The following is a 10,371-nucleotide window of genomic DNA, read 5'->3' as shown; positions in this document are numbered from 1 at the left end:
AGCGCGGCCCGGGCGGCGACGGCGAGATCGGTGGCGGTGGCGAAGCGGGCGTCGGGGTCCTTGGCCATCGCCCGCGCGACGACGGCGTCCAGGGCCGCGGGCACGCCCGGGCGCGTCGACGGCCGCGGCGGCGGCGCGTGCCGGTGGGCGTGCAGGAGGCCGACGAGGCCCTCCGCGCTGAACGGCGGCTCCGCGGTGAGGGCCTCGTGCAGCAGGCAGCCCAGGGCGTAGACGTCGCCGCGGTGGTCGCCGTCGCCCTCGAAGCGCTCGGGCGCCAGGTAGGTCGGGGTGCCGATCACCGCCCCGACCGAGGACGACAGCAGCGTGCCGTCCACGTCGCGGGCGACCCCGAAGTCGATCAGGTAGACGTGCTCGGACCCGTCCGCGGTGACGAGCACGTTGGACGGCTTGACGTCGCGGTGCACGAGCCCGGCCCGGTGGGCGGCCGCCAGCGCGTGGGCGACCTGCTCGATGATCCGCACCGCCCGCTCGGGCGCGAGCGGGCCGTCGCGCCCGAGGAGGGTGCCCAGGTCGGTGCCGTCGACCAGGGGCATGTCGATGAACAGCCGCCCGGCGACCTCGCCGCAGTCGTGGATCGGGATGACGTTGGGCGCGTTGAGCCGGGCCACCAGCGCGGACTCCCGCCGGAACCGGCGCTCGTAGCCGGCGTCGCCGCGCAGCCACGGGCCCAGCAGCTTGAGCGCGATCTCGCGGTCCTTGCGGGTGTCCACGGCGCGCCACACCTCGGCCATGCCGCCCCGGCCGAGCAGCGAGACGAGGCGGTACGGGCCGAACACCGCTCCGCTCGCGGCGCTCCCGCCGGAGATGGGCACGGCGGCGATCCTAGTGGCCCGCACCGCACGGGCGACGTCGAGCGATCAGACCGTCGGACGGCTCCGCCACCCCGCCGATGCAGCCCGTGATCCGTGGGCTCCCCGCCCCCGGTGCCGTCCGGGACGCCGACATCGACGTCCGGATCGCCGCGATCACCCGATTGCGCCCCCGGCTGCCGAACGGCCGCTAACGTCCGGTCGCGCGTCGCCGAGTGTCCTGAGTGGACATATCACCGGGTCGTCGCAAGCCGTTCTGGAAGCCGTCCGCGGCGCTCCGGCCCTACCTCGCCGTCGCGGCGGTGTTCGCGGCGCTGGCCGCGGTCGTGGGCCTGGGCTGGACGGGGTGGGCGCCGACGACGTGGCTGGACTGGGCCGCGGTGCTGGGCCTCACGCCCGCCGGCGTCGGCGGCGTGCTGATCGGGGACCGCGTCGGGCTGTGGTTGAAGGACCGCGGGTTCGGGCGGCAGTAGCCGCCCGCCCGCGGCGCTCACCCCAGCCGGACGGTCACCCGCTCGCCCTGCGCCCTGCGCTCCAGCGCGGCCGGGTCCGGGTGGCGCACCTGGACCAGCGACGCCCCCGCGGCCAGCACCGCCAGCAGCCCGGTGACCAGGCCCTCTCCCGACCACTCCAGGGTCGACAGGACCCGCGACCCGCCGGACAGGTGGTGGGCTCGCGCGGCCGCGTGGGCGGCGTCGAGCAGCTCGCCGACCGACTGGCCGTCCAGCGCGGGCGCCGTGGTCGTGACCGGCTCCCACGGGACGAAGTCGTCGGGCTGCAGCCGGACCTCGGTGGCGAAGTCGATCACCCCGGCGGGCAGCCCGGCGATGCCCTTGCCGAAGGCGTCCAGCGACAGCGCGACGACGCCGCCGGGCGGGTCGACGGCCAGGGCCAGGTCGAGCCGGTCGGCGTCGCAGAGGACCCACTCCGCGGTGGCGGGATCGGTGACCACCTCGGCGCCGCACCACCAGGCCGCCAGCAGGACCGCCGCCGTCTGCCAGTGCGGGGGCAGCAGCAGCGCGACCTTCGCGCCCGGCTCGACGTCGCACTCCTCGCGCAGCAGGTTGGCCGCCTTGGACGCCCAGTTGGCCGCGGTCGTCGCGGACAGCTCGATGCGCTCGCCGGTCGCGTCGTCGTAGTAGGTGATCAGCGGCCGGGCGGCGTCGGGGCCGGTGCGCAGGTGGTCCAGGAGTGCGGCGGTGAGCGTCACGTGCCCACCGTATTCAGTCGGGGCGGTATCCATCGGTCGAAGCGGCGTTCAGTCGACGCAGCCCGGGCCGGCCGCGGTGATCCCGGGCTCGGCGGACGGGGTGGCGGTGGGCGCGGCGGTCGTGGTGGCGATGGTGCGCGCGTCGAAGTCGTCGCCCGCGACGACGAGCAGGTGCCCGCGGGGGACGTCGTCGGAGCGCTCGGTCGCGATGTCGCCCAGCTGCGCGGCGACGGCCCGCGCGGCGTCGCCGTCGGGGTCGGAGTAGCGCACGACCGACGTCGCGGTCGGATCGGTGTTGTCCACTGTGCCCGGCAGGAAACCGAGCGTGCGCAGGTGCGCGGCCACGCCGGTGGCCAGGCCGACGGTCTGCGAGCCGTTGCGCACGTCGGTGACGTAGCGGGAGGCGATGATGTCGAGCGTGGCCGGCCGCGCGGGCAGCTCCGGCTCCTCGGCGGCGTCGTCGAGCGCGGCGGTGCGCTCCTCGATGAAGTCGCCCACCTCGTCCGGGTCGACCACGACCACGTCGCCGCGGCTGTTGGTCTCGGCGCCGCGCGTCGGGACCGTCACGAACTCGAGGTTGCCGCCGGCCAGGTCGCTGGCCTGCCGGGCGAACGACAGCAGGTCCCAGCCCGCGTCGATCACCACCGACCGCTGCACGACGTCGATGAGCCCGCCGAGCTTGGCCGGGTCGGTCAGGGTTCCACCGGAGAGGATCTTGTCGGCCACCGCGGCCAGGAACGCCTGCTGGCGGCGGATCCGGGACAGGTCGCCGTCGGGCAGGCCGTGGCGCTGGCGGACGAACGCCAGTGCGTCGCGCCCGGCGATGGTCTGCGGACCGGCGGGGAAGCGGGCGCCGGACAGGTGGTCGTCGACGGCGCGGTTGAGGCAGACGTCGACGCCGCCGATCGCGGTGGTGAGGTTGTAGAAGCCGAGCAGGTTGATCTCGGCGTAGTGGTCGACGACGACGCCGGTCAGCTCCTCGACGGTCTCGATGAGCGACCGCCGGCCGGCCTCGCTGGACTCCAGGTCGATCCGGGTGCGGTCGGTGACGCCGTCGCGGACCAGGTCCTCGGCGACGAGTGCCTTCGTCGCCGGGTAGGCGGCGTTGATCTTGTCCTGGCGGTAGCCGGGGATGCGGACGTAGCTGTCGCGCGGGATGGAGAACGCGACCGCCCCGCCACCGCCCTCCGGCACGTGCAACAGGATGATCGTGTCGGAGTTGAGCACCCCGGTGTCGGCGCCGCTGTTGAGCTCGCGCAGCACCTCCGGCGGCAGCGGGTCGCCCTGCGCGTCGGTGCGGCTGTCCACCCCTACCAGCAGGATGTTCTGGTCGCCGCCGTCGCCCTCGCCGACGGCGGACGTCGTGGTGATGCCCGCGGTGATGTCGCGGTAGAAGCCCCAGGCCACGCCGGTGACCAGGAAGATCAGCGCGGACAGCACCGCGGTCGCGATCCGTGCGCGGTGCGTGATGCGGCGCAGGTCGAACCGGCGCGCGCCGGCGTCGGTCACCGGCTGCTCGGCCACGGAGCGACGGTAGCCGTCGGGACGGGAGAACGACGCCGGGGCGCGCCTGCGCGCGGCCAGTTCGGCGCGGATGGTGGCGGCGTCGCGGTGCCCGGCCGGGCCGTCGACGGGTGCGTCCGCCCACCTCGGGCGCGGGTCGGGTCGGACGGGCGAGCCACGTCCGTCCACCTCGTACCTCCACCGACCGCTGTTACCGGGTCGGCCTAGGGTGCAGCAGCACGCACCCGTGACCGGCCACCGGTCGGGGCGTGTCGCGGGTGACGACCGTCCCCGTGATCCGTGCACGCAGCGTGACCGCGATCAGGTGAGGTGAGCCGCCAGTTGCCCGAGCAGCTGTCCCTCCTGCTGCCGGTCTGGGCCGGTGACGACCCCGACCACCTCGAGGAGGCGTTCCGCTCCTCGGTCCAGGAGCAGACCCGCCCACCCGACCAGGTCGTCATCGTGCGTGACGGCCCCGTGCCCGACGCGCTGGCCGACCGGCTGAAGGCGCTGGCCGGGTCGAGCCCGGTGCCTGTCGAGCTGGTCGAGCTGGACCGCAACGTCGGGCTCGGCATGGCGCTCGACGCCGGGCTCGCCTACTGCCGCCACGACGTGGTCGCCCGGATGGACGCCGACGACATCAGCGTGCCGCACCGGTTCGAGGTGCAGGTGCCGGTCATCGAGGCCGGGGCCGACATCGTCGGCTCGGGGCTGCTGGAGTTCGGTGAGCACGCCGGCGACGTCGTCGGCACCCGCACCCCGCCGGTGCGCCCCGAGGACATCCGCGCGCGGGCGCGCGTCGCCTCCCCGTTCAACCACCCGACCGTGGTCTACCGCAGGTCGGTGGTGCGCGGGGTGGGCGGCTACACCGACTTCGCGCTCATGGAGGACTACCTCCTGTGGGCGAAGATGATCATGGCTGGGGCGCGGGTGGCCAACGTGGCCGAACCGCTGGTCAAGTACCGGGTCGGGGCAGGCGCGTACGCCCGCCGCGGCGGCTGGGCCCAGCTGCGCGCCGAGCTGGCGATCCAGCGCCGGTTCCGCAAGCTGCGGTTCACCACCCGCGGCCAGTGCCTCCGCAACGTCGCCGTGCGTGGCGGGTACCGCCTGGTGCCCGAGCGGATTCGCCGGATCGCGTACAGAATGGTCATCGCGACCTACCGCAGGTGACGGGGGGCGCCCGGGACGGGTGATCCCCGCCCCCGACGAAGGCGAGACGACCATGACCACCCCCGTCCACGCGGCCGGTCCCGAGCCCGCCGAGCCCGCGCCCGTCACGGTGGCGGAGGCCCCGGCCGCCCCCGACGCGGAGGTGGATCCGCTGACCGAGCCCAGCCCGATGCCGCTGTCCGAGCCGCTGTCCGCCGAGGGCGCCGCGCTGATCGACACCGGCCGCGCCGTCGACGCCGTCGAGGTGCTGCGCCAGGCCGTGGCCGCAGGCGAGCCCTCCGCGACCGACCTGCTCGTCCGCGCCCACCTCGACAGCGGCGCATGGCAGCCCCTCGTCGACTGGCTCCTCCCGATCGTCGAGGAGGGCGAGGTGCGCTACGCGGGGCGCCTCGGCGTCGCGCTCGCCGCGCTGGGCGACCACGAGCGCGCCGAGGCCGCGTTCCGGGTGGCGATCGCGAACGGCCAGCTCAGCGCGTCCAACGACCTGGCCATCCTGCTGCGCGACCAGAACCGCTTCGGCGAGGTCGTGCAGGTGCTGTCCTGGGCGGCCAGCGAGGGCGACCCGCAGGCCGGCGCCAACCTCGTCTCGCTGTACCTGGAATCCGGCGACACCCTCGCCGCCATCGAGGCCGCCGAGGCCTACGCCGACGAGACCCGCCCCGACACGATCGTCGCGCTCGCCGACGTGCGCTCCGTCCAGGAGCGCGTCGACGAGGCGGAGACCTACTACCGGCGCGCGGCCGAGCTGGGCGGGCTGCGCGCCCACACCGCCTACGGGCAGTTCCTGCTGTCCGCGCGGGGCGACGCCGCCGGCGCGGAGGCGGAGTTCCGGGAGGCGCAGCGCCACGCCGAGCCCAACTGGGCCTCCACGATGGGGTACTTCCTGGTCCAGGCGGGGCGGCCGGAGGAGGCGCGCTGGTACCTGCAGCAGGCGGCCGACTCCGGCGACGCGGACGCCATGACCGCGCTCATCGAGCTCGACGGCGGCGACCCCACCGACGACTGACACCGGCCCCGCACACCTGCCCCGGCCTCGCCCTCCCGCCCGCCGATCCGGGGGGCGACGGGCGGGAGGAGAGGGTCAGGGGGCGATGGCCAGGACCGGGGTGGGGCGGACGGTGACGCGGACGGGGGTGCCGGGGGTCAGCTCGGTCGCCTGGTGGCTGGTCACCTGGGCCAGCACGACCGAGTCGTCGTGCATCCGGATCTCCACCCGGCCCAGCGAGCCCAGGTAGGTCGGCGCGACGACGCGGCCGTTGCCGTCGTCGTCCGGGGCGACCTCGACCGCCTCCGGGCGCACCAGGACCGTGGCCGCTCCGGTGGTCACCGAGCCCTCCAGCAGCGGCAGGTCGGTGCCCAGCACCCGCACGCGGCCGTCGTCGACGGTGCCGGGGACGCGGTTGGTGAGCCCGACGAACTCGGCGACGAACGCCGTGCGCGGCCGCTCGTACAGCTCGGCGGGCGGGGCGATCTGCTGCAGCTGCCCGGCCGACATGACGCCGACCCGGTCGGCCATGGCCAGCGCCTCCTCCTGGTCGTGGGTGACGAACAGGGTGGTGGTGCCGACCTCGCGCTGGACGCGGCGGATCTCGTCGCGCAGCTGGGCGCGGACCTTGGCGTCCAGCGCGGACAGCGGCTCGTCGAGCAGCAGGACCTGCGGGGCGATGGCCAGCGCCCTGGCCAGCGCGACGCGCTGCTGCTGGCCGCCGGAGAGCTGGTGGGGGTAGCGGGTGGCGTGGGTGCCCAGGCCGACCAGCTCCAGCAGTTCGTCGGCGCGCTTGCGGCGGGCCGCGGCGGCCGTCTTGCGCAGGCGCAGGCCGTAGGCGACGTTGTCGCGCGCGGTCATGTTGGGGAACAGGCTGTAGGCCTGGAAGACCATCCCCATGTTGCGCCGGTGCGCGCTCACCCGGGTGATGTCCTTGCCGTCGACCATCACCGTGCCGGAGTCGAGCTCCTCCAGGCCGGCGAGCGCGCGCAGCGCGGTCGTCTTGCCGCAGCCGGAGGGTCCCAGCAGGGCGACGAGTTCGCCGGGCTGCAGGTCGAGCGACAGGCCGTCGAGGGCGTGCACGGTGCCGTAGGTGCGGCGCAGGTCGACCAGCCGCACCTCGACGCCGCCGCCGAGGGCGGGTGGCTCCGACGTGGCCGCGGGGGAGTCGGTCTGCACCTTGTTCGTCACCTTGTTCGTCACCTTGTTCGGCGAGGTCATGCGCGGGCCTCCTGGACGGCCGGGGCGGTGGCGGGGGTCTCGTCGTCCGGGGCGGAGCGCCGCCGCGGCTCCAGGTAGGCGACCACCACCAGCAGGACGAACGCGAACAGCAGCGCGGCGACGGAGACGGCGACGGCGATCCCGGCGTTGCGCTTGCCCAGCAGGTTGATGACGACCTGCACGGTGTCGAAGTTGAGCAGCGAGGCGATGGTGAACTCGCCCAGCACCAGCGCGATCGACACCACCGACGCCGAGATCAGCGCGCCGCGGATGTTCGGGATGATCACCCGGACGAGCACCTGCGGCCACGACGCGCCCAGGCTGCGGGCCGCCTCGGACAGCGTCACGATGTCGATCGCGCCGAGGCCGCCGTCGATGGCCCGGTAGGCGTAGGGCAGCACCAGCACGACGTAGACGAACGTCAGCGTGAGCGGCGAGTCGCCGACGAGGTAGGTGACCCAGGCGTAGATCGGTGCGATGCCCACCACCAGCACGATCGCCGGGATCGTCAGCGGCAGCAGGCAGATGAACTCCACGATCCGGCGCACGGCGGGCACCCGCAGGTGCACCCAGGTCATGGTGGGCACCAGCAGCACCAGCATCCCGACGACGGTCAGCGCGGCCAGCTCGACCGAGGTCAGGATGGAGTCGAGCAGGTCGTCGTCCTCGCCGATGCCGCGCCAGGCCTCCAGCGACCGGGTGCCGCCCGCGCCGCGGGTCGAGAACTCGACCATCGCCAGCAGCGGCAGCAGCAGGTAGATCCCGACGACGACGAGCACCAGCCAGCGCAGGATCGAGCGGCTGCGCCGCCCGGTCACCGCAGCCACTTCGACGTCCTCCGCTGCAGCAGCGCGTACAGCGTCATGACGACCGCCACCACGATCACCATCCCCAGTGCGAGTGCCTTGCCCACGTTGGCCTGCCCCAGCACGGTCTCGCTGGTCAGCGCCGAGCGGATCTGCAGCGGCGCCAGCGGGCTGCCCTGGCTGATCAGGGCGGCGGCGGTGGCGTAGGCGGAGAAGGCGTTGGCGAACAGCAGCAGCGCGGCGCCGGCGAAGCTGGGGCTCAGGATCGGGCCGCCGACGTGGCGCCAGTAGGCCCAGCCGGAGCCGCCGAGGCTGTCGGAGGCCTCCCGCCACTGCGGCTTGAGGCCCTCCAGCGCGGGCAGGAACACGATCAGCATCAGCGGGATCTGGAAGTAGGTGTAGACCACGGCCAGCCCGGCGAAGCCGTAGATCCAGCCGCCGCCCGACAGCGGGTCGATGCCGAGGGTGTCGGCCAGCAGCAGGGTGATGAAGCCGTTGAAGCCGAACGTGGCCAGGAACGCGAAGGCCAGCATCACGCCGCCGAACTGGGCCAGCACGCCGCTGGCCGCGACCACGCAGCGGCGCAGCAGCCCGTCGGGCCTGCCCTCGGCCACCGCCCAGGCCAGCAGCGCGCCGAAGACGGCCCCGAGCGCGGCGGTGACCAGCGACAGCGCGATCGACACCAGGAACGAGTCGAGGTAGGCCGGGCCGCTGAGCACGGCCTCGACGTTGGACATCGTGAACTGCCCCTGGTCGTCCTGGAACGCGCCGGTGACGACGATGTAGGTCGGCCACAGCAGGAACACCGTGACGAACGCCAGGAAGGGCACCACCCCGAGGTAGGCGCTCAGCCGACGACCGGCCCCGCGCCTGGTGGCGGGGCCGGTCGGTCGGGTCTGCGCCGGCGCGGGCGCCAGCATGTCGGTCATGATCGGTCAGCGGGGCCGGATCAGCCGACGGCCTGCTGCCAGTTGGCCTTCAGGTACTCCTGCACCGTGGTCTGCTGGTCCTGGGTGAGCACGACGGCCTCGCCGGTGGCCGGCGGGAGCGCGGCGTACGCGGCCTGGTCGATGGTGCCGTCGGCGGCCATCTTCTCGGCCAGCACGGGCCGGGCGAAGCCCTTCAGCCACAGGTTCTGGCCCTCGGGGGAGAACAGGAACTCCTGCCAGAGCCGGGCCGCGGCCGGGTGCGGGGCGTCCTTGTTGATGGCCTGGATGTAGTAGGAGGCGACGACCGCGTTCTCCGGGACGACGACCTTCCAGTCGACCTTGCCGGCCAGCGCCGTGGTCTGGGCCGCGTTGGTGTAGTCCCAGTCGATGACGACCGGGGTCTGCCCGGACTCGATGGTCGCCGGGGTCGGGTCGACCGGCAGCAGGTTGCCGGCCGCCTTGAGCTGCTTGAAGAACTCGACGCCGGGGGCGATGTCGTCGGCCGAGCCGCCGTTGGCCAGCGCGGTCATCAGCACGCCGTTGAAGCCGGCCGCGGCCTGGGTCGGGTCGCCGTTCAGCGCCACCTTGCCGGCGTACTCGGGCTTGAGCAGGTCGGCGACGGTCGTCGGGGCCGGGACCTTGCCGGCGTCGTAGCCGATCGACATGTAGCCGGTGTAGTCGCTGACCCAGAGCCCGGTCGGCTCCTTGAGGTCGTCGCGGATGTCGTCGAACGCCTCGACCTTGTACGGGGCGAACAGGTCGGTGTTGGCCAGCGCGACGGCGCTGCCCAGGTCGAACACGTCCGGAGCGCGGTCCTGCCCGGTCAGCTGCTTGGCCGCGTCGATCTCCTGCTGGCTGTTGGCGTCGGGCTGCTGGGAGTCGACCTCGATGCCGTACTTGCTCTCGAAGGTCGAGATCAGCTCGCCGTAGTTGGCCCAGTCGGGCGGGAGCGCGATGACGTTGAGCGTGCCCTCCTCCTTGGCCGCGGCGACGAGGGCGTCCATGCCGCCGAGGTCGGCGGCGGAGGTGGCGGTGGCGGCGGCCGCGGCGTTCTCGCCGGACCCGCCGGAGGCGGGCGGCGGGGCCGACGGGGTGCCGCAGGCCGCGATCAGCAGCAGCGGGATGCCGGCCACGCAGGTGGCCATCGTTCGCATGGAGCGCACGGAGTTCCTCCTCGACGGATGAGCGCAGTCTCGCCCGCCGATCGGCCCTTGACCATGGTCCGACCGGTTGCGGTCCGGTCTCGGAGTCGTAAACCCCGGGCGGTGGTCATCCGAACGGGTGGGTGCGGGTGTTCCGCGCCGCCACGGACGGGCGCGCCCGTCCGCGGTCGCCCCACGTGCCGCCCGTCGACGGGTGGCGGCGCCCCACTAGGGTGCCCGAAGTGCGCGTGGACCCGGTCACGAGCTACGGCGACGAGCTCGCCGTCGTCACCGTGCTGCGTGCGTCCACCGCCGCCGGCGCGCTCGACCGGCTCGTCCGGTCGATCGACGCCGCCACGTCCCGCTCGCCGCGGATCGTGGTGGCCGACAGCGGCACCGGGGCGGCGGTGACGACGCCCGGTGTCGACGTGCTGCGCCTGGGCGAGGACGTCGGGCGGGCCGCGGCGGTCAACCGGGCCGTGGCCGGGCTCGACCCGGCCGTCGGCTGGGTGGCGCTGGCCGCGCCGGAGGTCGAGTGGGCCGACGGTGCGCTGGACGCGCTGGTCGCCGACGCG

10 protein-coding genes and 1 pseudogene are annotated in these 10,371 nt (G+C 74.2%); 4 read left to right on the top strand and 7 right to left on the bottom strand.

The genetic code is table 11. The features are described 5' to 3' along the window. Nucleotides 1-833, bottom strand: an 833-nt coding sequence (locus tag KIK08_RS34160) for a serine/threonine-protein kinase (protein WP_214407449.1), incomplete at its 3' end; no start/stop codon positions are given. A gap of 221 nt (nt 834-1,054) precedes the next feature. On the opposite strand from KIK08_RS34160, the gene KIK08_RS34155 reads away from it, so the two are divergent. After that, on the top strand, nt 1,055-1,303 hold the full coding sequence (locus tag KIK08_RS34155; protein ID WP_214407448.1) for a hypothetical protein: 249 nt from the start codon (nt 1,055-1,057) through the stop codon (nt 1,301-1,303). Between the two features lie 17 nt (nt 1,304-1,320). Here KIK08_RS34155 and KIK08_RS34150 read toward each other — a convergent pair whose 3' ends face one another. Together KIK08_RS34150 and KIK08_RS34145 are read right to left on the bottom strand one after the other, a co-directional pair. Beyond that, nucleotides 1,321-2,040, bottom strand: a complete 720-nt coding sequence (locus tag KIK08_RS34150) for a TIGR03089 family protein (RefSeq protein WP_308258067.1) — start codon at nt 2,038-2,040, stop codon at nt 1,321-1,323. 48 nt (nt 2,041-2,088) lie between these two features. Beyond that, entirely contained in the window at nt 2,089-3,732 is a 1,644-nt protein-coding gene (locus KIK08_RS34145; protein ID WP_308258066.1) for an LCP family protein, read from the bottom strand. Between the two features lie 141 nt (nt 3,733-3,873). Between KIK08_RS34145 and KIK08_RS34140 the strand changes: the two genes are divergently transcribed. Next, entirely contained in the window at nt 3,874-4,713 is an 840-nt protein-coding gene (locus tag KIK08_RS34140) for a glycosyltransferase (RefSeq protein WP_214407446.1), read from the top strand. Nucleotides 4,714-4,765: 52 nt separating this feature from the next. Continuing rightward, nucleotides 4,766-5,719, top strand: coding sequence for a tetratricopeptide repeat protein (locus KIK08_RS34135; protein ID WP_214407445.1), 954 nt, complete (start codon nt 4,766-4,768; stop codon nt 5,717-5,719). A gap of 75 nt (nt 5,720-5,794) precedes the next feature. Here the strand turns inward: KIK08_RS34135 and KIK08_RS34130 are convergent, their stop codons facing one another. Genes KIK08_RS34130 through KIK08_RS34115 form a run of 4 tightly spaced genes read right to left on the bottom strand, consistent with a single transcriptional unit; the run spans nt 5,795 to nt 9,808 of the window. Then, nucleotides 5,795-6,919: an ABC transporter ATP-binding protein gene (locus tag KIK08_RS34130; protein ID WP_214407444.1), complete on the bottom strand. Its 1,125-nt coding sequence runs from the start codon at nt 6,917-6,919 to the stop codon at nt 5,795-5,797. Continuing rightward, nucleotides 6,916-7,746, bottom strand: a complete 831-nt coding sequence (locus KIK08_RS34125) for an ABC transporter permease (protein WP_308258065.1) — start codon at nt 7,744-7,746, stop codon at nt 6,916-6,918. Before KIK08_RS34125 ends, KIK08_RS34130 begins: the two co-directional genes overlap by 4 nt. Continuing rightward, on the bottom strand, nt 7,734-8,645 hold the full coding sequence (locus KIK08_RS34120) for an ABC transporter permease (RefSeq protein WP_214407443.1): 912 nt from the start codon (nt 8,643-8,645) through the stop codon (nt 7,734-7,736). Before KIK08_RS34120 ends, KIK08_RS34125 begins: the two co-directional genes overlap by 13 nt. 29 nt (nt 8,646-8,674) lie before the next feature. Beyond that, complete coding sequence (locus KIK08_RS34115) at nt 8,675-9,808, bottom strand: ABC transporter substrate-binding protein (protein WP_214407450.1); 1,134 nt, start codon at nt 9,806-9,808, stop codon at nt 8,675-8,677. Between the two features lie 230 nt (nt 9,809-10,038). On the opposite strand from KIK08_RS34115, the pseudogene KIK08_RS34110 reads away from it, so the two are divergent. Continuing rightward, nucleotides 10,039-10,371: pseudogene (locus tag KIK08_RS34110) on the top strand (dTDP-Rha--alpha-D-GlcNAc-pyrophosphate polyprenol alpha-3-L-rhamnosyltransferase); the annotation flags it as partial.

This window comes from Pseudonocardia lacus, assembly GCF_018531445.1.
Taxonomy (GTDB): Bacteria; Actinomycetota; Actinomycetes; order Mycobacteriales; family Pseudonocardiaceae; genus Pseudonocardia; species Pseudonocardia lacus.
Note: the sequence above shows the minus strand (reverse complement) of the source record. Positions and strands in the feature narration are given on the sequence as shown.

Coding starts and splice junctions, on each gene's coding strand:
- KIK08_RS34130 (WP_214407444.1), bottom strand. CDS start 6,919: ATGACCTCGCCGAACAAGGTGACGAACAAGGTGACGAACAAGGTGCAG.
- KIK08_RS34120 (WP_214407443.1), bottom strand. CDS start 8,645: ATGCTGGCGCCCGCGCCGGCGCAGACCCGACCGACCGGCCCCGCCACC.
- KIK08_RS34135 (WP_214407445.1), top strand. CDS start 4,766: ATGACCACCCCCGTCCACGCGGCCGGTCCCGAGCCCGCCGAGCCCGCG.
- KIK08_RS34115 (WP_214407450.1), bottom strand. CDS start 9,808: ATGCGAACGATGGCCACCTGCGTGGCCGGCATCCCGCTGCTGCTGATC.